Source organism: Thalassoglobus polymorphus (assembly GCF_007744255.1).
Taxonomy (GTDB): domain Bacteria; phylum Planctomycetota; class Planctomycetia; order Planctomycetales; family Planctomycetaceae; genus Thalassoglobus; species Thalassoglobus polymorphus.
On record NZ_CP036267.1, the window covers coordinates 3,199,850 to 3,223,386 of the forward strand.

A 23,537-nucleotide genomic window follows, 5' to 3' on the forward strand; every position below is an offset into this window, starting at 1 on the left:
AACTGATAGGAATCGTTTTGATACACTCGATTTGCAATCACTTGTCCAGGTTTTGTTCGAGCTAAAAAGTACGACCTCCCATGATCAAACGACTCACAGATTGGCTGGATCATCGAACTGGATACCGGGACTTAATGCACGAGGCTCTTAACGAGCCAATCCCCGGAGGAGCCAAGTGGCGATATGTCTGGGGAAGTACACTCACGTTTACGTTCTTCGTGCAGGTGATCACCGGGTTCTGCTTGTGGATGGCTTATAGTCCGAGTGCCACGAGCGCCTGGGAAAGTGTGTACTACATTCAGTATCACATGCTCTTCGGCTGGGTTGTACGCGGAATTCATCACTTTGCAGCTCAGGCAATGATGATCCTGTTGATGCTCCATCTGATGCAGGTCGTCATTGATGGAGCCTACAAAGCTCCGCGGGAGGTGAACTTCTGGCTCGGGCTGGTCTTAATGCAAATCGTCATGTTCCTCGGACTCACGGGGTATCTGCTCCCTTGGGATCAGAAAGGCTATTACGCAACGCGGGTGGCGACAGAGATTATGGGCTCGGCACCCTTAGTTGGTCCCTATATGCAGCAATTAATGCAAGGGGGAACATCTTATGGGAACCACACTTTGACGCGATTCTTTGCCTTACACGCAGGGATTTTGCCTGCAATGCTTGTTGGGTTTCTGGCCCTTCATATCTACGTTTTCCGGCGTCATGCAATTCACACTCATAGCGAAGTTTCAGTCACTTCCAGCAAAGTGTTCTCGATAGCCTGTGTCGTCATTGCAGCAGGGATCGCCATCGCTAAATATTTTAAACTCGTTAGTTTCCCCCCCGCATATGCAATAGCGATTATCTTTGTGGTTCTCGGATTTTTCGCATTCCTGTTTGGTCGGAAAGGGAAACCAGAGCCCGAATCACGTTTCTGGCCCGATCAAGTTTTGAAAGATGGAGTCGCCTGCCTTGCGGTGATGGCTGCCATTCTTGGTGCCACGATGTACTGGCATGGTGCTGAGTTAACAGCTCCTGCGAATCCATCTGAGGCGTATTCTGCAGCGAGACCGGAATGGTACTACTTGTTCCTGTTCAAGTTTTTGCAATTCGAATTCGTCAGCCAATGGGGTGAAATGACTCACCTTGGCGAAGCACTCGGCGCAATCGTGATCCCCGGAATCCTCTTTGGAATTCTAGCATTGATGCCAATCATTGCTTACTTCCGGCTGGGGCACAAATTCAACGTCGCTTACTTATGGACGATGATCGGGATCGCCGGAGCCTTGACCGGAATCGCCTATTACGAAGACTGGTACGGCGACACTGAAGAAGGGAGAGACTTTCGGGCGTCCGTGGCAGAAGCACATCGCGACGGCCACCGTACAGTCGAACTTGCCATGTCCGAAACGGGTATCCCTCCAGAAGGGGCGGCGACTCTCCTGGCCAATGATCCACTGACTCAAGGTCCAAAAATCTTTGAACAATACTGTTTGAGTTGCCACCAGACAGAATCGCGATTTGATGAGTTCGAAGAGAAGCCGCAAGCGCCCGGACTTGCCGATCCCGCAAACCGCGAAGAAATTTTCTTCGGTTCGCGGGCATGGACTCAAGCCGTGCTGACAGACTTCGGAGGTCACTTCAGTTCGTTGGCAAATATCACTGGAGAACGTGCCGAAGCAGCTCAAGCGATTCTCGAAGGCTCAATGAAAGACTGGTCAGACAGTAACGCTGAAGTTCTCACTGATCCAGAGAACAAAGATGATTACAAAGCCCTTGTCGAATTTCTTTACACACAAAGCCAACGGCCAGACGCATTGGCTCCCGATGACGCAGTCGTTCAACGTGGTCAGGAAATCTTCGTCAGCGGAGAAATGACTAAAGGTTCCATCGACGCCTGTGTCGACTGCCACAGCATGCACGCACTGACGACTCAGGGAGAAGGCAATCTACTCAAATTCGTTCTTCAGGAAGAACCACTTTCCGAAGACTTGCAGCCAGTCCTCACCGGGTACGCCGGGACAGAGTGGCTCAAGAATTTTATCGCCAATCCACAAGCTCATTACGCAGGGGAATACGGTAACAATGCCATGCCTGCGTTCGAGTCTCAACTTTCAGAACACGATCTGGAAATGGTCTCTCGCTGGTTGGCGAAGGACTACTACATCGCACCTGCGACTGCATCCCACGATGCGAAGCCTGCTGATGACGCCCCTCCTGCTGAGGATGAAGCGAAAGAAGCAGCGAACGCGGAGTAAAGCAATTTCAGGAAGAGTCGATACAAACTGATTTGTGGAAGTGAGCGACTTATCGCATGAAAAGCAGTTTTCACAAACACAGAATACACGAAAGTGTTTTCTACTGATCGATTCAAAATTTACAATCGGGGCTTGAAGTGACACTTCGAGCCCCGATCCTTTTTAGACCATGCCGAACAGGGTTGTTTTGAAAGCAGTCCTGTTTCTGGCACAGGAGATTTCTCAATGTCGTCATCATTCCCCCACGTTCAACCACCACGCCGCGTTCTTATGGGGCCAGGGCCAAGTGATGTCGCTCCACAGGTGCTGGCAGCCTTGGCAGCCCCAACGGTCGGGCATCTTGATCCATACTTCCTGAACCTGATGGACGAAGTCCAACAGATGCTGAGGACAGCCTTCCAGACGAAAAACAAGCTGACTCTCGCAGTGAGCGGAACAGGCAGTGCCGGAATGGAAGCCTGTGTCGTGAATCTTGTCGAGCCAGGTGATAAAGTTCTCGTTTGCGTAAACGGAGTCTTTGGAGGACGCATGGCAGACGTGGCTGCACGCTATGGCGCAGACGTCAAAACTATCGAACGTCCTTTCGGCGAGGTCTTTTCAACAGAAGAGATTCAGAAAGCAGTCGAAGAGTTTCAACCAAAGGTTGTCGGAATTGTTCATGCTGAAACATCCACAGGAGCTCTGCAACCGATCCCGGAGATCTCGAAAGTTGTACACGATGCAGGTGCCCTCCTCTTGATGGATTGCGTCACATCTCTTGGTGGTTTGCCCGTTGAAATTGATAAATGGAATGTCGATGCGGCCTACTCTGGAACGCAGAAATGCCTCAGCTGCCCACCAGGACTTGCTCCGGTTACGTTCAGCGACCGAGCCGTTGCAGCGATGGAAGCTCGAAGTACCAAAGTCGCCAGCTGGTATCTCGACATGACCATGGTCCGGAACTATTGGAGTGATCAATCACGCGCATATCACCACACTGCCCCCATTAACATGAACTACGGATTGCATCAGGCATTGCGAGATCTGCTCGAAGAAGGTCTCGAAAACCGATTTGCACGGCATCAACGCAATCATCAGGCATTACGGTCAGGTCTGGAAGCAATGGGATTAAAATATACCGTCGCAGAAGAGTACAGACTCCCGATGCTCAATGCTGTCACGATTCCAGATGGCGTCGACGACAAAGCTGTCCGAGGACAATTGCTGAATGATTTCGGAATTGAAATCGGCAGAGGTCTCGGTCCGATGGCGGGTAAGACTTGGCGAATCGGCTTGATGGGCGAAGCATGCACACAACGAAACGTCCTCCTCTTTCTGGCTGCTTTAGAATCCTGCTTACAATCAGCCGGACATCACCTGACGCCCGGTGCGGGTGTCGGAGCAGCAAATCAAGCGTACTCAAATCTGAGTGCCTGAGAAGACTTACTGATTCGCGTATCACTTAAGGCGTCTGGCAAAACATCTTCATAAAGCGCTTGTGACCAATCTCCTGAATCAGTATCCTCCCGTTCAATCAAACATCATTGATTCATCAACTGCTCGTGAGCATGTGTTCAAAAGTTTTTCAAAGAGATTCGAACGCAAATCAAGACTCACGAGTAGTTCAATACTCCTGTTGAAGATTGGAATTCGATTATGCAGGCTCGGAATGCGCGGATCGGGCTGCGGCTCTTCGCCGTCTATTTACTTTTCTACTCCGGTTTTGTGCTTCTGAATGCATTCAGCCCGGACACCATGCGAGCAACCCCTATTGAAGGGATCAACCTTGCGCTTATTTACGGCTTCGGTCTGATCGTCGCTGCGTTTGTGCTCGCAATTCTTTACGGCTTTCTTTGTCGTTCTGAGGTTCCTAACGGCGAAGAAGAGGTGCAAAAATGATTTACGAACCTTCTGTCATTGCAGTGATTGCGTTTCTGGCTTTTGTCGGCGGGACGATGGGGCTCAGCTTCTATCTTGCTGGCAAGGCAAAGTCTTCCGCCGGGTACTTCGCAGCCCATGGTGAAATCCCCTGGTTCATCAACGGAATTGCCTTTGCTGGAGATTACCTTTCGGCGGCATCATTCCTTGGAATTTGTGGGATGATTGCCTTTTACGGGTACGATGGTTTTTTGTACTCGATCGGCTTTCTGGCTGGGTGGATTGTCGCACTGTTTGTGGTCGCAGAACCACTCAAGCGACTAGGGAAATTCACTTTTGCCGATGCTCTCGATGCCAAGTTTGATTCGCGCGGAATTAAGCTCGTTGTTGGAATTAGTACGTTAGCTGTCTCAATTTTCTATCTGATCCCACAAATGGTGGGAGCCGGCGTGCTGATTCAACCACTTCTCGGATTCCCCCACTGGGTCGGCGTACTTCTGGTAGGCGCTGCTGTAGTGATTATCGTTGTCTCCGCAGGAATGGTCTCGACAACATACGTCCAGTTCCTGAAAGGGTCCTTGCTGGTGATCTTCAGCTTCATCCTGACGCTGATGATTCTTGCGAAAGGCTTCTCAACAGAATCAGGTGGCATGGATAAATATGAGTTCACCAAGGCTGGTCCATTTCCAATGAGTGATCTGGACTGGACTGGCGATACTCCTCCGAAACTTGATGGAGTCAAAGGAGAACTTCTCCCTAGAGAGGAACGCCTTAAAGAACTCAACTTCATTCAATCCAAGGAAGCTGATCACGACAGAATTTACACCTACCACATTGAGCCGATTGCCAAGAGCAATGAAGTCATGCTTGTTGAAGGGCAAATGTTCACGCATGCAGCTGATGGAAAAATTATCGTCAACGGCGAAGAAAAAGGGACTGAAAAAGGTGAACCGGAACTTCATCCCGTGGGATACATCAGCAAGCTTCCTGGCGATGTAGAAGAAACTGGCCCTTTGGGACCAGTCGAGTTCTTTCAGAAATTTCATGGCAGCGAAGTGATCTTGTGGGGGAGTGATATCTTCAAAAATGAAGATGGTTCCACAACGACTCTCTACTACCAAAAACCGACAATGGGAAGCGAAGTCCTCATGCCGGGGAACAACAAAAAGTTTTCCGGAATCCGTGGAGACAAACTGATTCCCAAGCTGAACTTTCTGTCTCTCATGCTGGCTTTGTTTTGCGGAACAGCCTCTTTGCCACATATCCTGATTCGATATTACACCGTCAAAGATGAGGCGTGTGCCCGCAAAAGTACCATTGTCGGCATCGGAGCGATCGGCTTCTTTTATGTACTGACATTGTACCTGGGACTTGGTGCAATGGTCTCAGGCGCGATGGATGTGACCGACACAAACATGGCCGCTCCACTGCTTGCAAAAAGCATGAACATCTGGCTGTTCGCAATCATCTCCGCGATCGCATTTACAACAGTCCTTGGAACTGTTTCCGGTTTGATTCTCGCATCAGCTGGTGCGGTGACGCGCGACTTGTTGATGAATGTCGGAGGAGTTGAGCTGAGTGATCATCAACAAGTGAAAGTTGCGAAAATCACTTCAGTTGTTGTGGGTGCAATTGCGATTATCCTTGGAATTCTGTTCGAAGGAATGAACGTCGGCTATCTGGTTGGCTGGGCGTTTAGTGTTGCGGCATCTGCAAATCTTCCCGCTCTTGTGATGCTTCTCTTCTGGAAAGGGACGACAAAACAGGGAATTATCGCTGCCGTGTGGGTCGGAATGATTTCATCACTCGGGTGGATCCTGCTGAGTGCCGACACATTCAGTTCGGTTTACGGCTACGCTGGTCATCCGGGATATGTCCCGTTCAGCCAACCCGGAATTGTCACCATTCCACTTGGCTTCATTACTTTGATTCTCTTTTCAATGTTAACAAAGTCCAAATCCGAAACCGCAGTCGCCAGCTAACTCTTGAACGACGATTGCGGCTCAAACGCACTTCGCTGCACACCTCAGGTCAGGTGTGCAGCTTTTTTTATGTCTTCACTCTCGCTCATCCGAGAAGAAACGATCAAACACGAGAGCAAATTCACGATGAGTCTGCAGCATTATCGCTGCATCTTGGGTGGTCGCTTCTCTCCCGATGACTCACCGGGACTATACCGGGGGCTATATCGACACTGAAGACCAATGCGAAAGCATTCTATAGAGCATATCCAATATTGGACTTTACGTTCTGCCTCGTGGCGAACAACTTGAGAATTGGCACAACTTGTAGAAGTCGATATGCTTTGAATCAACAACAATTGATTCATCCTTCAGTTCAGGACAAATGCATGAGTCGTCAACAAACTCGCCGGGCGATGTTGAAAACCTCAGCAGCGACCGCCATTGCCAGCGTGACCGCGCCGATGTTCCTCAACGCAAGTGACAAAGCTGGAGTAAAATCGCCAGTTGTTGGAACAGGCGAACATGTTTACGAGTCTGTTCATGATTGGGGAAGCGATGCCCTCCCCAACGGTCACAGCTACGGCGGAGCTTCTCATGGCGTTGCAGTCGATCAGCAGGGGCTCATTTACATCACACATCAAGGTGGACCGGATTCGATTTTTGTTTTCGATGCAGATGGAAAATTCGTCAAGTCGATGGGTAAAGAGCACCAGGTCAAGAATCGTGGGAAGGGCCACGGAATCGATATCCGCAAAGAAGGATCGGAAGAGTTTCTCTATCTTGCTCCGAGTGACAAATCACTCTTCTTCACAAAGATGACTCTCAAAGGCGAAGTCGTCTGGAACCGTGGTCGAGACCAACTTCACAAAGATAGCGGAGTGCTTGGCCCCAAAGTTAGCTATCGGCCGACGAACACCAGTTTCCGCCCCGATGGCGGTTACTATCTCGGTGACGGATATGGCAGCAACTACATTTTTGAATACGACAAGGATGATAAATTTGTGCGTGTTCTGGGAGGAAAAGGTAGCGAGAACGGAAAGTTTTCAACACCTCACGGCCAATGGCTCGACGACCGCGACGGCGTCCCCAAGCTCGTTGTCGCAGATCGTGCAAATAAACGATTACAGTGGTTCGACCTTGACGGAAATCACCTTAATACTTTGGACGGTTTCCTGTTCCCGGCGGATATCGACACACAGGGAGAATTGATGCTCGTTCCAGATTTACATGCCCGAATCACAATTCTGGACAAGAACAATTCGGTCCTGGCACACCTGGGTGATGACGCGACATGGCGAGAGCAGGTTCTTGGGAATGGTTTTGCAATGCGAAAATCCCCTGCTCAGTGGAAAGCTGGGAAATTCGTTCATCCGCACGATGCCTGCTTCGACATGAACAACGACATCTTTTGTGTCGAATGGGTCGTTGGCGGTCGCGTGACGAAACTTGTGAAGGCGTAAAAGTCTGCCTTTCCACACGCATGAAAGCGTGTGGAAATTTCTTACGGAACGAACACGAATTCTGGTGAGTTCACTAAGACCCAGACGACATCTTCAGCTCGTTGTCGCCAATCGGGGTCGAGACGAACTGACTTGGGATCGCCTTCAAGAATTTCTCGAGATCGATCCATCGCTTCGCGGTCGGCATCGGGGTGGAAATGGTTGATCCAGGTGATTCCTGATCGGAACATTCGCTTCGGTGGAACCGCTTCTGGCCCTGCGACGATTCGCGTTTCGTAGCCTTTTCGCAATTGACCACTGAACATTTCCCGTTCGTTAGAAGTTGGGGTTCGAGTGAGGAGACGTTCGAAGAGATGCTCCACAAACACCTCGACCGGCTGATCCTGTAGCGCTTCATGTGTGAGAGCTGAGTCGTCTGAGAAATCAATTGCTTTTAACGAGGAAGTTCCGTTTGCCAAAGCCATTGGCTGAAGTGCCGTGAGCGGATCTTCGCGATGCGTGAGTGGTTCTTGCCGCTGCTGACGCCAGCCATACGCCGACATCAAGTCGATGATGCTTTGCGCGACCGGTATCGACATACTCGGCCTGTCCCGCTCATTACTGACAGTAATGAGTTGCCAGGCTCGTTCCGGTGTCCCCAAATGTACAAAGATGCTGTCCGGTCGTTTTCCATCAGCGTCCATTGTCAGCTTTTCACTGCCAAAAGATTTTCCAGTGGCTGCGTAGAGCGAATCAGCAAGTTGCTCACCGGTCATTTTTCTGCGGATCGGGCCGCGAAACTTTTCCGCGCCAATGTTGTCAGCAAGCAATCCCGGCACAGGGGCTCGCTGATAGATATCGCTCAGAAGAATTGTTCGCGTCAGAGCTTTGAGATCGTATCCACTCAGGATGAACTCACGGCTTAAATAATCCAGCAACTCAGGGTGCGAGATTTCTGCTTCTTCCCAGTCATCAACCGGTTGAACGATTCCACGCCCAATCAACTTCGCCCAAACTCGGTTCACAATGACTTGTGAGAACCGTTTGTTATGTGGACTGGTCAGCATGGCTGCGAGTTGGTGTCGTGAGTCATTAGCGTTTCGAACGAACTCTTCCGCAAGGACTGGATGGTCCGCATCCGTTGCGGAGACAAACTGAGCAAAAGGCCATTTCGGCTTTACGGAAGATCCAGGCTGAAGTGTGACTTTGACTGACAAGCTGGCAACCTCTTCCGTGGAAAGAGGAATCGTACTACTCCCGGGGACTTTCTGTGCATCTCGCTTCAGTAAAGCGGCAATGCTGAATAAGTCTTCCTGTTTTACGTCGTGGTATGGAGCATCATGGCAGCGAGCACATTTCATTTCGACTGCAAGGAATGCTGTACCGAGAATGTGAGCCTTGGCTGCCATGGGGACATCATTTTGTGATGCAACGCTAAACCCAGCTGGACCTCCAGAGTATTTACTCCCCTCCATGAGAGAAAGTTCTGTCACAAATCGGTCAAAAGGTTTGTTGTCCAAGAACGATTCATAAAGATACCAGCGAAACGGACCGGAGTTGTTCAATTCTGGTTTCGTCAAGCCAGGATTTTCAGCGAGAACATCCTGCCAGTAACCAACCCAGTGATCCGCCCAACCTTGGTCGTTCAGCAACTTCTCGATGATCTCTGCACGACGTGTCTCTTTGGGAAGTTCGAAAAACTCTTGAATGAGTTTCGGAGAAGGAATTGTTCCGATCGTGTCGAGCGAGACTCTCCGCAAGAACTCACTGTCTGAAATCTGGCCAGTCGGCTTGAGCTCCTCCTTCTGCAATGAGGCAAAGATAAATTTGTCGAGATTCGATTTCAGACTTGGTGCATCTTGAATTTCTGGAACATCAATCTCGGGACCCGCCTGAGTTTTCGCCCATGCGTGGCGTTGTTGCCAGTATTTCTGCTCTGCCTGGCTGATCGCCAAACGTTCACGCTGATTCCAGTCGATGAGTCGCTGGCGTTCTTCATTTTTGAATGTCAGCCAACCTTCATCTGTATAATCGAGATCCCTCTCAGGAGCCAAGAACTTGAGCTGCTCGCCAGTTTTTGCATACCCGACATTGAATTCTCCAAGGTAATTTCCTTTCCCTTTGTTCCCAACAAGTCGGTAGACCACCACATTGTGCTTACCTGCAGTCAGCACAACTTTTTGGTGATCTTCCAACTGCCCTGCAGCGAGAGAAAGAATTTCGTCCCCATACTGAGTGAGCCTGTAATACTCCTGATGTGCATCGGCGCGAGGGTTCATAAACTCGGTTTCTGCTATCAGCTTCCCATCGATGTAGAGGCGAGAGGCGTCGAGCGAACGAATCCGGAATTCGTACTCACCAGCATCGAATTCAACCGTACTACTGAGTCGAATCAAACTTGGAGCAGGTCGGTCGATAATCAGACCCTTGTTGTTGTATTTTTGCGGTAATCGGTCGAGTGCAAAGAGGTCTGTCTGATACAGAGGAGACATTTCCTTGTTCAAGAATTTCCAACTTCGCCCCGCTGAAACAGTTTCGAGGATGTCGACTTGAACGTGGTCACTGGGGAGGTCTCCATCGATTTCTTCAAATGCAAAATGATCGACTTTGATGTCGACCTTCGCATGCTTTTTGATGGCCTCTGGACTTAAAGCAGTTCGGTAGATTGCAACTTCATCAAGAGACGCTCCGAGCGTAGCTCCGCCTCCAACCGATGATCCAATCCACAATTCATCATCATCTACGATCGGGCCAGCAGTCGTGTCTCCCGCAAGGTCCCATTTCCCGGGAACGGCTTTACCGTCGATATACCCACGCAGGCTTTTCTCCTGACCGAAAGTGTATGTCACCGCGACATGATGCCAATATCCATCCGCCGGTACAGAAGCGTTGGAAGTCCATCGGTGCCCCGCTTCGTGAATATGCTTTGTGAGGCCAGTTGGGTCGACAAAGAAAAAGCTGAGCGCCGTTTTTCCCCCAGCTGTCGCAAGACGCAAGGAGTAGCTTTGGTTGTTGCGGTGCGTACCGGGATTATTCGTTCTTCCCTTCCCGATGATGTAGGGATAGCTCCCTGAAAGTGGATCATCAATTTTCACCCAAGCTTCCAGAGTGATTCCATCGCCCGCTTTGAAATCGAGCACCGAGTCGGCACCGGGATCTTGAACAACGAGGTAATTTTTCCCACGATCGATCCGTATCGCCTGATTTTTCGGAGAAAAATCGGGATAGTCAGACGGACGCGGTCCGGCTTGCTTTGCTGCGACTACTCCCTGAATGCGAGCATGCAAACCACTTCCGGATTGATCCAGAAAGGCTCCATCTTGCGGAGCCTCGAACTTCCACCAGGCGACAGGCTTATCTGCCTTGACGATCTGCGAATATCGATCCTGCCCTTGAGAATGAATCACCGGTCCAGCAAGGATGAGAACGAACGAATAAAATATGGAAGACTTCATCAATTCACCGCTATCAATAATCAAAGATGTGCTGAGGTTGAACCATTCCACTCGCTGTTCATCGAGCTGCGCAAGAACTCGAATTCGGCCGCTCTCTTCAGTGGTCAACAAGGTTCATCATCACAGTTGAGCACAGGTTTCGCAAGGTCTTTCAGTGAGAACGATCGGCATTCACTTTGTTCATTGCGAGATGTTGAGAATCAGTATTGAGTGACGGGGCGCTTCTGTCGGAGAAGGCCCAGATGAGTCACCTGAGCCTAAATGACTATAGAGGATGAGCGAGAATACTGCAGACTAACTGTGAACATACTCTCAGCGACCTCGCCTAGTCACTGAAGATTTTCCTTGCAGCCTCCTGAACCTTTTTCGACTTTGATTTTTTCAAAGCGTCGCGGGACTTTTCGTTGAGAAGCTCTTTGCTGACCTTCCCATCAGCAATCGCGTTCAGCAACGCGATTGCTCTTGTTTCGGAACGGAGGAGCCCATCGATGGCGAGCTGAAGATTCGTTGGATTGAGCTGGTGAAGATGCGAAATCAGAGCCTGCGTCGCTGGAGGATCTGGAACATCAACAAGTCCGCTGACCGCCCCCATCTGAAGCTGTGGCTTTCCCTTGTCGCCAATGTAGCTAACGAGTTGCTGACCACTACGATCCCAACCGGACATCGCGATGATACGCAGTGCGTCATATCGTGTGCCCGGTTTGATCGCTTCATTGTCACTCATTTTTTCTGCTTCGGAAATTGTATGCAGCCAGCGACTTCGAAGCTCCCGATCGTTTCCAATGAGTTCTGCAATACGTTCGTGTGGCCAATCCCCTTGAATTGAAATACCATTGACGACACCACCACCAATGACAACCGATTGCCAGTCAGTCAGCTTTCCATCAAGTTCTGGAAGACAAGAATCGAGAATTGCCAGAAGCTTCTGTGAATCGTTTTCTTTGCCTGCAGCGATGGCAACACGCCAGATCCAGGGGATTCGTCGGTACTCTTCGTCAAGATCATTGGCAGGCAAATCGTCGATCATCTGTTGAATTAACCCTGATGGATCGTGCAAGTGTTTTGCGAGATAGTCCTGCCGTTCTTGATTCGGCAAAGCATCGTCGAGAAGCTTTTGAGCGACGACTGCCAGTGGTTCGGTATCCTCCTCGCCCGATTTATTTCGTTCAGTGATGTATGCAAAAATATCCGCAAAGTCCTGAGCGGTCATCTCTTTTTCAAGACCTTCAGGCATCATTGATCGCCCAGTGCTTTGAAGGACTTCTATTTCATTTCTTGGAATGGTGGTAAGTTTGGCCTCTTGCCCTTTGAGTGTGATCGACTCGCGGTCTTCGCTGGTGAGCAAACCTTGCTGCACACGCCCATCGACCGTTGCAGCGACATAGACGGCGTATCTTTGGTCAACTGCTTCGTTCGGATTGAGGACCGAATTCAACAATGCTGACCAAGCCTTGTTTTTCGACTCACTGAGTGCTGGCCCCACAGCGAACCCCTGATCGTTAAGTTGATGGCAAATACGACAATTTTTCTGATAAACCTTTGCTCCATTCTCTGGGTTTCCGGTCAAACTGAGAGCGGTTCGATACTTCTCGATGACAGCTGCTCGTGTCGAGTCAGTTGATGTTTTGAAAACAGATTCAGCCCGCGTTTTCACTTCAGCGTTTGGATGTTGTAAAAGAATTTGACGCCGTGTCGCATCAAGTACGTTCGCTGCGATTTCTTTTTCTTCAATGGCTGTCAGAAATTGCATTGAATATTCGTGGCGACTCAGGAGCAAATCTAAAATCTTTTGATTTGCTGACGGTCCGAGTGAAGTCCACTTGTCGAACAGTAACTCTGGAACTCGATCGTGTGCTGTTCTTCCCATCACTAAAATCAAACGCTGTTGGAGTGATGGAGAAGTTTGAGAGCCGAGTTGGGCTGCGAGCAAATCAAGGTCGGCATCGACATTTTCCGGATCAAGTCCCAATAATCCAGCAGATGACAAACGGACCGATTCAGCCAGTTCCTCATTTCCAATGTTCGACCGTGCATCCACCTTGAGTGCCTGAAGTCGCTGGTTCGATTCTTGATCAAACCAATTCGCTGCCAGTTTCGGGTTTCTCGCAACTGCAACAGCAACTTGCTCGACGAGTGAAGGGAAACGCGTCGTTTCACCTTTTTCAGGAAGGATGGTCGCGAGCAGTGGCTTCATCGCCCCTTCGTTATGAGAAGCCAGGCTGACTGAAAGGAGAGGTTCAACGAGTGGTAACGTCTGTTGTGTTGCTTCAACGTTCTTCAGCACTTGTGATACAAAGAGTCCCCAATGAGCGTCGTCAACCGCTCGCAAGATAGCAAACTTCAAATAGCGATCTTGCAAGTAATTTGGATATAGTTCCGCGAGCCAGTTCGTGCTTGAATCTCCCTTCAAGGCTCTTAATGCCTCGACGAGTTCCCTGACAACTAACAAGTCTTTTTCGTTCCGGAGTATCTGAAGCAACTTTTCAGGCTGTTCGATCTTTTGCGACTGCTCCGCAATAACGCGGGCAGCTTGTCGACGAAGTTGCGGATCAGATGCACTCAATACATTTTGCAAAGTGTTGAATGTTAGTGCGTTATAACGTGCCAGAACCCAGAGTGCTGCGACACGCGATGGCGTTGAGGATTCAGATGTTGCGAGCACGCGTAAATCTAAAATAACTGAATCATCCGGGTTCCAAAATAAAAGCTGTTGAGCGAGATCGCGCTGGATTCCATTTGGTGATTTCAGCGTTTCGACCAGTTGCGCAGAGGTCATTTCCGATAGCAAAGGAGTCGGGCGAGCCTTGAGTCCTGTCGGGAGAATTCGGATGATGCGGCCTTGGCGATCACCGGCTCGGACATCAAGGTTTTTGCGAAGTTCTTCGGGAATCCAGCGTGGATGCTCAATCACTCCGCGAGACATATCCGCGACCCAAAGTCCACCATCTGGACCAGTGCGAACCTGCACCGGGCGAAACCAGTTATCGGTTGAGGTCACGACTTCGGAAGACTCCTCTCCAACAGCACGTTTCCCGGTAAACGTCAGACCATTCGGTTCCAGTACTCGGCGATGCAACAAAAGATTTACAGGTTCACAAACAATTGCATTTCCGGAAAGATTGTGCCCCAGCCAATCGTCTCGATAGATCCCCAAACCACATGCCGCAGTAACTTGCCCCGCTGGCCCGGAGAGTTTGAAACGCTGGTAGTCTTCAATCTCTGGAAACAGTTGGCGTCCATTTCCACTCGGGACAGATGTGATCAGCGGAGCTGTTGCTAAACCTGGGCGAGTCTCCCCGGTCAGAAGTGGGTAATGCCAGCAAGGTTGACCGTTGCTGCAGCCGAACCAGTCTCCTTGATCATTGCGAACTCGCCCCTGTTGAGTTCGGCCGGTGAGCGGCTCAAGGATTCCTTGATCTGGATCAATTCGGAAATCACGATTCCCGAGCAGGACGGTCTCACCTGTGATGTGCGATTTAATGTTTCCTCCGAACAGGCCGCATGCTCCATAAACCCAACCGTCCAGCCCATAAGTGAGGCTGTTGACGCGGGCCTGATAATTTTCGGTTCCGAAGCCGGAAAATAGCACACGCCTTACATCTGCCTTGCCGTCGCCGTTCGTATCTTCTGCGTAAATAATATCTGGGGCGGCACAGATCAAAACGCCCTTCTTCCAGACGGTCACTCCCGTGGGGAAGGGAAGATTGTCGATGAACAGAGTCGACCTGTCGTAAACTCCATCATTGTTGACATCTCTCAGGAGTCGAACTTTCCCTCCTGGCTCAAAGTTTCCCGCGAGTCCAGACGGGTAGTCGTGCATTTCGCAAACCCAAAGAGCCCCGTCAGGTCCGAAATCGAAAGCGACCGGATCGATCGTCAACGGTTCGGCGGCGACAACCTGAGCAGTCCAGTCATCTGGTAAAGTGAGACGGTTCAACGACTGTACAGGAGAAAGTGGAGGGAGACCGGCATCAGCTTTCGCAGTCTGTCTGTTTTTGTAAGATTCGGGAAGTAATCGAACGATGGAATCGAAGATCAGCTGTTCCACACCGGGGGCTAACTTCGCTGGTTTGTTGTAGTAGGTCATTGCACTCCCACCTTCGTATCCTCCTTCCTGAAGCACACGCTCAGACGGGATATAGCAAGGAGTATCATTCGCGTATGCCATCACCCAAACTCGTGTGGGATCAAATTCCTTGCGAAGGCGAATGGCGTAGTCGACCACAACTTCACCGGGGAGAAAAACCATTCCCAGGCTCTCGCCAAACGTGATTGTTTGCACAGAATACGGAACAGACGTGGCAAGTTTTTCACCACGGTCCAGAGTGTCCAGTTGAACCTGAGCGTGATGCCCGATGTACTTTCCGACTTTCACTCGCTCTTCCCAATATGATCGAGGTGGTAGCTCAGCGAGTGGGAGATTGAATCGTTCAATACGACCGGTCAGGGCACCTGAAACCGGCTTCATGGCATTCTTCAGCACACGATCAACTTCCGTGGCCAATTCTAGCCCTTGCGATTGAGCAACTTCGACTTTATCACCCGTAACGCCTGAAATCGGATTCTGATCTGCACCGCAACCAATTGAAATCATGCCGACAACACCGGGGTGCATCCGCTCGATGGTTTCCGAAGCAAACCCAGCCCAGTCTCCTCCGACGAGATTATGAGAGAGCGTCACAGCATGGCAGGCATACGTTGCCAGAACGGCGAACGGTTTTCCATCAGTTGACTTGGCAACCAGTACAGGTAACCCGTGGTCAACTGGACCAGTCTCAGGGCTGCGGCGATTCTTGGAAAATGAAACTTGTCCGGTTCCCCACCATAGTTCAGCTGGCTGACGTGCTTTGAGTGCCGACCGGGAAACCTCGACCAAGTGGTCCGTCAGTTCCTTAGTGTACTGATCAATATGCTTCTGATGCGCCTCGGGAATCGGTTGTCCGAACAGGGTCGGGAGGATTCCTTTAACCATTGGTGCTGTGTGGGTATGCGTGGTCGTGATTGCGAACTTCTCGCGGGAGATTCCATCCTGTGCGAGTTGCTTCGAAACTTCAGTGACGACAGCATCTGAAATTCCTGTCGAATCCAAAGTGATTAAGATCGTTGGACCTTCTTCGTCAGTTCCGATCGCAAGCGCGCGTGCATAGATCGGAGACTGAATTCCATCAGACTCTTCTCGACGAAATCCGAATCCGCTCAAGCGGACCGGCGTGTTAGGCGTCACATCAACTCGGGCAGCGCCAACAGAATAGACTTGTGGAGCAACGACAGCTTCATCAGCACCGAGCGAATTATCATCAAAGGCAAGTAGCCCGGAGCAACCAACGAAGACGATAAACAGCAATCTCTTTGTGAACATCAATTCAGCACCTTTGAAGACCATTAAAGATGAGCGAGATTCTTCCCTTCTGCACTCAATGCGATCAAAAGTATAGAGCAGTTTGCTCTGCTGTGTGCCCTTGAAGAACGTGTTTATTCAATAAAATTACTGTTCGCCACGAGGCAGAGCCTGCACACCAATTCGAAAGATCCTCCCGGGCCGTATTCGTAAACGATCTATGTTTCGGAAGCTGTCGGTTTTGAGAATTTGCTACCTGTCTGAGCAGATTCGAGATTGGTTTTACGCTCCAAATCGAGGCGAGCAGACAATGAAGTTGTGAAACGGATCTGCATGAACAACACGAACAGTTCGCCGCTCCCAAGAAAAACTGTTGGTACTTCTGTTACAAATTTCCGGCTGGTGTATTGGCTGCAAGATCTTCGATCATCAATCTTGTTGCAGCTTCGACTCCGGCTTCCCATTTTTCTTCGCCGAATTCCTCAGCGAGTTTTCCTTTTTGGAAACCGAAGATGATTCCCCGTGAGGAATTCACAATCGCTCCGAGACCATTCTGATCAAAAGCACCTGCGACGTCAGCTGATGTTCCGCCCTGGCTTCCGTACCCGGGAACTAACAGCGGGACATGAGGCATTCGCTTTCGAAGTTCGTCGAGTTCCTTCGGATAGGTCGCACCGATGACGGCACCGATGGAGCTGTAGTCGTTGCCGTTGGCCATTTCCTGCGAGAGAGCTTCCACACGGTCGGCAACATTCTCGAAGAGTTTCGTCGAGTCTGTTTCACGATCCTGAAAATCGCCCGCCCCCGGATTACTTGTCCGAACAAGCACATAAAGACCGGCTTCGACCTCTTTTGCTCGATCCACAAATGGTTGCAGCGTATCGACACCCATGTAAGGATTGACCGTCAGACAGTCCGCCCCGAACGGAGCCGACTTTGGATCCTCACCGGCGAGGTAAGCTGCCGCATACGCCTGGGCGGTCGAGCCGATGTCTCCACGTTTGGCGTCACAAACGACAAGCAATCCAGCCTGTCTAGCTGCCTGAATGACGTTCCGCAGGGCGATGACTCCTGCAGGACCGCAAGCTTCAAAGAAGGCAGATTGCGGCTTCACTGCTGGAACCAGAGGTGCGACGACATCGATAATTCTTAAGCAGAATTCTTCATAAGCTTTTGCCTGAATCTCGCCACACGTTCCTCCACTCGCATCTGCGGAATTTTGGATCTCGGCAGGAATCTGATCCCAACGTGGGTCGAGACCGACGAGTGCAGGAGTTTTCTTTTTTTGGATTGCCTGATGCAACCGCTCGACATAGGAGGCCATTTATAATCTTCCGCTTGATTCAATTAGAGTGATTGAGAGTAAGGCCATTCGGATCAACAGTTTCAGCTTGTCCGAGACAATAGAGATGGCTGTCCGTCCGAATGAAGAGTTGATTGCCCGAGACAGCCGGGGTTGCCATCCCACCAGCACTTTCGAGACGATTCTCTGAGATTTTTTCGTACTTCTCGCCAGCCTGGAAGACAGTCACGAGCCCCTCTTCGCTGGTGATATAGTAGTAGTCGCCAACACGAATAGGAGACGCACTGAAGTTTCCGCCGATACGTTCTTGCCAGTTTCGTTTGCCGGTTTCCAAATTGTAACTCGTCAGAATTCCTTCGCCGGAGAGGACCAGGACGTTTTCGTCAGCAATGATGGGGGAAGGAACATAAGCAATATTGCGGCTGTTACTCCACTTCACGTGTGAGTCAGTGACGTCACCCGTGCCATCGGCTTGAATGCACATCGTCACATTCTCGGAGTAGCCCCCACTCACAATGACATACGGGTCAGAAAACGCGACCGTGTTCGCGGTAACAGTTGAAGGACCATCCACTCGCCAGATTTCTTCCCCGGTCTCAGGATTGTAACTGACGGTTCTCCCATACCCTTGTTGAATTAACTGAGGTTTGCCAGCCAAAGTTGCGACAACGGGAGTAGAGTAATTTCCATGCCGACTCGATGTTTCACGTCTGTTCCTCCAGGCGATTTCACCAGTAGCTCGATCCAATGCCGCTATGAAACCGCCTCCACGACTGTCACCATTCACAATGACGAAGTTTTCATGGAAGGTCGGAGATGACCCGTAACCATGCTCTGACTTGAATTCTCCGGCATCCACATTCCAGATCACATTCCCATCAAAATCGAGAGCTATCACCTGCAAGCGATCATGGTTGGTGAAAGCTGTGAAAACAGAATGCCCATCACTTGCAGGAGTCGCAGAGGCATCGGAATTTTTGCGGTGCTTCTTTGAAATTCCACCAGAGTTCACAACGGTCGTCCACTTCTGCTTTCCGGTCGTTCGATCAAAACAGATGACGGATTGCGCCCCCTGCTTTTCGTCCGCATCCGTCAGGAAAACATTATCGCCAACAATACTTGGGGATGAATGCCCTCTTCCTGGAACGGACGATTTCCAAAGGACTTTTTCTGTTTCCGACCACTTCACCGGCGCGGATTGCTCCGGGCTGAGTCCAGTTTGGTGTTGGCCACGCCAGAGTGGCCAGTCCTGCTCGCCAAAGCTGATTGGCTCTGCACTGCTACTGACGTTTGGGGAAGCCTTAATCGGTTCCACACTCGGAGCCCCACCACAACCGCAGAAAACAGTGAGCGAACAAATTCCGAAGACAATCTTTTTCATGAATGTACTTCTACGCTAAATAATAAAACTCAGCAGCACACAGAACGCGAAGTGTGCTGCTGGATGGTTGGCGATTATCGAGCCTTCTTTGCCCAGCTATCTCTGAGTGAAACGGCTCGATTAAATACGAGAGCTTCCGCAGTCGAATCTTTCTGATCTACGATGAAATAACCTTTCCGTTCAAACTGAACAGGAAAATCGTTCCCAGTTTCACTGAGCGATGGTTCCAGCTTGCACCCTTTAAGGACCGTCAACGACTCTTCATTAATAGAGTCTTTCCAATCAGTCCCGTCGGGAACATCGGCAACGTTTTCGATCTTTAACAAGTGGTCATACAACCGAACTTCAGCATCGACAGCACTCTCCGCATGCACCCAGTGGATCGTCCCTTTGACCTTGCGTCCATCGGGCGAGTTGCCTCCTTTGGTTGCAGGATCGTAAGTACAGTTGAGCTGAACAATCTCACCATTTTCGTCTTTTACGAAATCTTCGCACTTAAGGAAGTAAGCCCAGCGAAGGCGTACCTCTCGGCCGGGTCCAAGCCGAAAGAATTTCTTCGGCGGGTCTTCCATGAAGTCGTCTCGCTCGATGTACAGCTCTCGACCGAATGGAATTTTTCGTCTGCCTGCGGACTCGTCTTCAGGATTATTGACGGCATCGAGTTGTTCAACTTGCCCTTCAGGGTAGTTTGTGATGACGACCTTGATGGGATCAAGGACAGCCATCCGTCTCTCTGCACGTTTATTAAGATCCGCTCGAAGTGCATTTTCGAGAACAACCATGTCGGTCATTCCGTTGAATCGAGTGATTCCAATTTCTTCACAAAACTTACGAATTGATTCCGGCGTGTATCCACGACGACGAAGTCCACTGATAGTCGGCATCCGAGGATCATCCCACCCTTCAACCATTTTCTCTTCGACAAGCTCTAAAAGCTTCCGCTTACTCATGATGGTGTGTGTGAGATTGAGTCGCGCAAACTCATATTGCTTCGAAGGGTAAATCTCCAGCTTCTCGATGAACCAATCATAAAGAGGACGATGCGTATCGAATTCGAGCGTGCAAATCGAGTGCGTCACTTCCTCGATCGAATCACTTTGACCGTGAGCGTAATCATACATCGGGTAGATGCACCACTTGTCACCCGTGCGGTGATGTTCAGCATGTCGAATACGGTACAGCAGAGGATCACGCAGGATGAGGTGCTTGGAGGCCATGTCGATTTTGGCTCTCAGAACATGTTCGCCATCCTTGAACTCTCCGTCACGCATCTTTTTGAAGAGTGTCAGGTTCTCATCAGCAGATCGATTTCGATGCGGACTTTCCGTTCCCGGTTCGGTGGCCGTCCCGCGTTGGGCTCGGATGTCCTCGAATGATTGGCTATCAACGTATGCCAAATCTTTTTTGATCAGGTCGCAAGCCCAGTCATAAAGTTGCTCGAAGTAATCCGAAGTAAAATGGAGCGCGTCCCATTCGAAACCGAGCCAGCGGACATCGTTCTGAATCGAATCGACGTATTCGGTATCTTCTTTAGTCGGGTTGGTATCATCAAAACGCAAGTTGCACTTGCCGTTGAATTGCTGGGCGATGCCAAAATTCAGACAAATCGACTTAGCGTGACCGATATGCAGATATCCATTCGGTTCGGGTGGAAACCGCGTCTGGACACGCCCGTTGTGTTTTCCGGATTCGATATCTTTGTTAATAATTTCGCGAATGAAATCCAATTTCGGGGATTCCGTTTCGTTGTGATCTGAAGCAGCGGACATCTGGTTCCTTCCTGAAGGCTCGATATGATAGGGATGATTTTACAGAACTGACTACAGAACAAAAATGGACAGTTACCGAACTGTGCTCGAATCCATCAGAATTGATGCTCAAAAACGAAAGAAATGTACTCGCCAGTTTTCATTCAATTTCAAACAATTGCACTGAGTCTCACGTAATACTGACTCTCACGTAATACTGACTCTCACGTAATTCAGTGGAACACGTTCGCCGCAGAGGATCACCGCAAACTCAGGTGGGCCGTTTCAGTCGGCAGCTTTGCAGATAGACGAGATTCGCAAGACCTTTTTATAGAGAAATGCCCCCAATGTTTTGCAGAGGATCTTCGTATCGGGTATCTTCTAATCAGGAAATTGGGCATTTCCTTTTTGTGTTTTCAATTCGTGACTCCCTTTCGTTGATCACTGACTCGTTAGTGATCAGCATCAGCTGTGATCAGCGACTCTCCCCAGACAAGTTGCTTTCCTCAATTCGGAATACGAAATGCCCATTGCGTTCAAGTGCTCTTGCGGAAAAGCCTACAAAGTTCCAGACAATGCAGCTGGCAAGAAGTTCAAGTGCAAAGCGTGCGAGAAACCTCTGCAAGTCCCTGCTCCGGGAACAAAAAAAGCTAAGAAGAAAGTTGCCGCAGAGCACGATCCGTTTTCAATGGATTTTGGTTTAGAAGATGATGCAGCCCCGGTAGCACTTCCACCTCGCCGTAAAAAAGGTGGCGAAAGTACTCCGAAGAAAAAAAAGTCGGGAGCTTCTCCAAAAACCGAATCAAAGAAAGGGCTCTATATCGGCATTGGTGTCGTAGCCTTTCTACTCGTTGGTGGTGTGGGAGGATTCTTTGCGGTTCAATCGATGAACGCCGGTGCAGCACCGGCAGCCCCGGTTCAAGTCCAGTACAGCACACTCAAGCATGAGCTGGGTGGATTTTCAATCAAATATCCATCTGACTGGGAAATGAAAGAAGGGGGAGGAAGCGGTGGGCGTCCACCTTACGCAAGTTTCGAGGATGGAACTGCATATATTTCGATCCGCCACAATCCCAAAGGAGCATCCATTGGCTCGATGGCATCACTTCCATCCGGCGGGCCAATTATCCCCGGCGAACAAGTGGAAGAAGAACCGCCTGCCAAATCTGTCCATGAGTTTATGGCAGAGACAGTCTATTCAATTGACTTCAAGGACTTCGAAGAACTCCCCGGGAAAGAATTCAAGGTCCCGTATGGGATCGGCTGGCTGTCTGAGTTCACCGGCACCGAAGGCTTCGGCAGCAAGAAAAAAGCCTATCGGTTAACGCTGACCGGAACAAATTTCCAGTACAACGTGATTTGCAAGTGCCCATCACATAAATGGGATAATTACGAAGCAATCTTCATGGAAGTGATCAAAAGTATCGGCCGGTAGTAACTCTGATCTGGCGAGGAAATTCGGTCTCAAAAAACATTTTTTCTGAAATTTGCAAGAAAATCAGAGTAAGAATTCCGCCGCGGAATGCGACAGATATTGAAATCAACTCAGGCATTGCATGCAAGGCATGGGATTGTCCACAGAGTGGCAGTGCGGTATTGTCAAAGACAGCCACAAACGATTCACGCCGCACGAGAAAATTGAACTAAATACCTATCCGAAAATCGATACAACGAGTGATGACCTCTCAATCGCTGAGGAAATCCTCAATTATTCAGAGCATTTTTTGCACAAAAGAGACGCATTCTGTCTTGTCGAAATGAGTTATTCAGTACCTGAAAAGCAGTTATTTCGGACACAAAACACAAAAGTGCTCTAAAATTGGTCCAGAAATCGATGTTATAACGTGTTTCCTCAATGTTTGAGGGGGCCATGAGTTTTCGGATCGGTTTGAGCAGGGTTTACTGCGGCATGGAAGACAAATTCTGGTACCTCAAAAACTGCCCGCTCTTCGAGAAACTCTCTGAAAGACATGTGCAGGAACTGGAATCTCAGTCGAGATCGCGGACTTTCATGAAAGGAGGCATGATTTACATGCCTGCTGATCATGGAGAATCTGTATACCTGCTCACCTCTGGGCGAATTAAGCTGTATCACATCACCCCTGATGGAAAGCAAACTTTGCTGGCCTTCATTGAGCCGGGAGAAATCTTCGGCGAGCTTGCCGTTTTCGACGCTGGCGGTCGTGAAGAATTCGCTGAGGCGATGCTGAAATCAACGCTTATTAAAATCCCTAAAGAACTGATCCAGCGCTATATGGAACAGCACTCCGAAGTCGCACTGGGAGTGACCAAATTAATGGGATTCCGCCGGCAACGGATCGAAAGACGCCTGAAATCGCTGCTGTTTCGATCGAATCGAGAACGGCTTGTGCATCTTCTGGTTGAACTGGCTGACCAGTACGGGACCCGGATTTCCGAAGGAGTCCGCTTGGAAATCAAGCTTTCGCATCAGGAACTCGCGAGCATAATCGGCAGCACGCGTGAAACTGTCACGGTGGTGCTCGGAGAGTTGCAGTCAGAAGGGAGCATCATCATTCAACGTCGCCAGATCATTTTGACTCAAATTGAACGTCTCGCTCGGAGTATTGAAATGTGTGTCCCGAACATTCCTGTCGACAGCCCATTCATCAATCGCAACCGACGCCCCGCTCGGTATGGGGTTTGAATCGACAGATCCACATCCGCAATTCATCCTGCGAAATTGCATGACTTCAGACTCTTCGAACAGTATTGTGGTGTGTTTCACAGATCAAAAATCCAGTTCAGTCGATAATAATCATGTGAACACGATCTCACACTCAATGTTTAG

Annotated in this window: 12 protein-coding genes; 7 read left to right on the forward strand and 5 right to left on the reverse strand. The window is 49.8% G+C overall.

From position 1 onward, the window contains the following. Positions 1 to 80: 80 nt before the first annotated feature. The 5 genes from Mal48_RS11555 (at position 81) to Mal48_RS11575 (ending at position 7,524) form a co-directional block, all read left to right on the forward strand. The gene (locus Mal48_RS11555) at positions 81 to 2,243 is read left to right on the forward strand and encodes a cytochrome b N-terminal domain-containing protein (RefSeq protein WP_197441639.1); all 2,163 of its coding nucleotides are present in this window, start codon (positions 81 to 83) and stop codon (positions 2,241 to 2,243) included. Positions 2,244 to 2,468: 225 nt separating this feature from the next. After that, positions 2,469 to 3,659 (forward strand): pyridoxal-phosphate-dependent aminotransferase family protein, encoded by a 1,191-nt coding sequence (locus tag Mal48_RS11560; RefSeq protein WP_145199274.1) that lies wholly within the window; start codon positions 2,469 to 2,471, stop codon positions 3,657 to 3,659. 219 nt (positions 3,660 to 3,878) lie between these two features. Further along, positions 3,879 to 4,121 (forward strand): DUF485 domain-containing protein, encoded by a 243-nt coding sequence (locus tag Mal48_RS11565; RefSeq protein ID WP_145199277.1) that lies wholly within the window; start codon positions 3,879 to 3,881, stop codon positions 4,119 to 4,121. Further along, on the forward strand, positions 4,118 to 6,082 hold the full coding sequence (locus tag Mal48_RS11570; RefSeq protein WP_145199280.1) for a sodium/solute symporter: 1,965 nt from the start codon (positions 4,118 to 4,120) through the stop codon (positions 6,080 to 6,082). The genes Mal48_RS11565 and Mal48_RS11570 overlap by 4 nt, the downstream gene beginning before the upstream one ends. Positions 6,083 to 6,450: 368 nt before the next feature. Next, positions 6,451 to 7,524 (forward strand): NHL repeat-containing protein, encoded by a 1,074-nt coding sequence (locus Mal48_RS11575; protein WP_145199283.1) that lies wholly within the window; start codon positions 6,451 to 6,453, stop codon positions 7,522 to 7,524. A gap of 41 nt (positions 7,525 to 7,565) precedes the next feature. Here Mal48_RS11575 and Mal48_RS11580 read toward each other — a convergent pair whose 3' ends face one another. From Mal48_RS11580 to Mal48_RS11600, 5 genes are all read right to left on the reverse strand, one after another. After that, positions 7,566 to 11,069 (reverse strand): DUF1553 domain-containing protein, encoded by a 3,504-nt coding sequence (locus Mal48_RS11580; RefSeq protein WP_145199286.1) that lies wholly within the window; start codon positions 11,067 to 11,069, stop codon positions 7,566 to 7,568. A 214-nt stretch (positions 11,070 to 11,283) separates the two neighbouring features. Further along, positions 11,284 to 16,317 carry a neutral/alkaline non-lysosomal ceramidase N-terminal domain-containing protein gene (locus Mal48_RS11585; protein WP_197441640.1) on the reverse strand — a complete coding sequence of 1,678 codons (5,034 nt, stop codon included), beginning with the start codon at positions 16,315 to 16,317 and terminating at the stop codon, positions 11,284 to 11,286. Positions 16,318 to 16,681: 364 nt separating this feature from the next. Beyond that, positions 16,682 to 17,620, reverse strand: coding sequence for an orotidine-5'-phosphate decarboxylase (gene pyrF, locus Mal48_RS11590; protein WP_145199292.1), 939 nt, complete (start codon positions 17,618 to 17,620; stop codon positions 16,682 to 16,684). 19 nt (positions 17,621 to 17,639) lie between these two features. Then, positions 17,640 to 18,980, reverse strand: coding sequence for a PQQ-binding-like beta-propeller repeat protein (locus Mal48_RS11595; RefSeq protein ID WP_145199295.1), 1,341 nt, complete (start codon positions 18,978 to 18,980; stop codon positions 17,640 to 17,642). Positions 18,981 to 19,054: 74 nt separating this feature from the next. Next, the gene (locus Mal48_RS11600) at positions 19,055 to 20,749 is read right to left on the reverse strand and encodes a glutamine--tRNA ligase/YqeY domain fusion protein (protein ID WP_145199298.1); all 1,695 of its coding nucleotides are present in this window, start codon (positions 20,747 to 20,749) and stop codon (positions 19,055 to 19,057) included. 502 nt (positions 20,750 to 21,251) lie between these two features. On the opposite strand from Mal48_RS11600, the gene Mal48_RS11605 reads away from it, so the two are divergent. Next, positions 21,252 to 22,163 (forward strand): hypothetical protein, encoded by a 912-nt coding sequence (locus Mal48_RS11605; RefSeq protein WP_145199301.1) that lies wholly within the window; start codon positions 21,252 to 21,254, stop codon positions 22,161 to 22,163. A 435-nt stretch (positions 22,164 to 22,598) separates the two neighbouring features. After that, complete coding sequence (locus tag Mal48_RS11610; protein ID WP_231739477.1) at positions 22,599 to 23,393, forward strand: Crp/Fnr family transcriptional regulator; 795 nt, start codon at positions 22,599 to 22,601, stop codon at positions 23,391 to 23,393. Positions 23,394 to 23,537: the final 144 nt, after the last annotated feature.

Excerpts from the sequence above, each read along its gene's own strand:
- Mal48_RS11605 (WP_145199301.1), top strand. The coding sequence starts at position 21,252 with ATGCCCATTGCGTTCAAGTGCTCTTGCGGAAAAGCCTACAAAGTTCCA.
- Mal48_RS11575 (WP_145199283.1), top strand. The coding sequence starts at position 6,451 with ATGAGTCGTCAACAAACTCGCCGGGCGATGTTGAAAACCTCAGCAGCG.
- Mal48_RS11595 (WP_145199295.1), bottom strand. The coding sequence starts at position 18,980 with ATGAAAAAGATTGTCTTCGGAATTTGTTCGCTCACTGTTTTCTGCGGT.
- Mal48_RS11570 (WP_145199280.1), top strand. The coding sequence starts at position 4,118 with ATGATTTACGAACCTTCTGTCATTGCAGTGATTGCGTTTCTGGCTTTT.
- pyrF (WP_145199292.1), bottom strand. The coding sequence starts at position 17,620 with ATGGCCTCCTATGTCGAGCGGTTGCATCAGGCAATCCAAAAAAAGAAA.
- Mal48_RS11565 (WP_145199277.1), top strand. The coding sequence starts at position 3,879 with ATGCAGGCTCGGAATGCGCGGATCGGGCTGCGGCTCTTCGCCGTCTAT.
- Mal48_RS11585 (WP_197441640.1), bottom strand. The coding sequence starts at position 16,317 with ATGTTCACAAAGAGATTGCTGTTTATCGTCTTCGTTGGTTGCTCCGGG.
- Mal48_RS11560 (WP_145199274.1), top strand. The coding sequence starts at position 2,469 with ATGTCGTCATCATTCCCCCACGTTCAACCACCACGCCGCGTTCTTATG.
- Mal48_RS11555 (WP_197441639.1), top strand. The coding sequence starts at position 81 with ATGATCAAACGACTCACAGATTGGCTGGATCATCGAACTGGATACCGG.
- Mal48_RS11610 (WP_231739477.1), top strand. The coding sequence starts at position 22,599 with ATGAGTTTTCGGATCGGTTTGAGCAGGGTTTACTGCGGCATGGAAGAC.
- Mal48_RS11600 (WP_145199298.1), bottom strand. The coding sequence starts at position 20,749 with ATGTCCGCTGCTTCAGATCACAACGAAACGGAATCCCCGAAATTGGAT.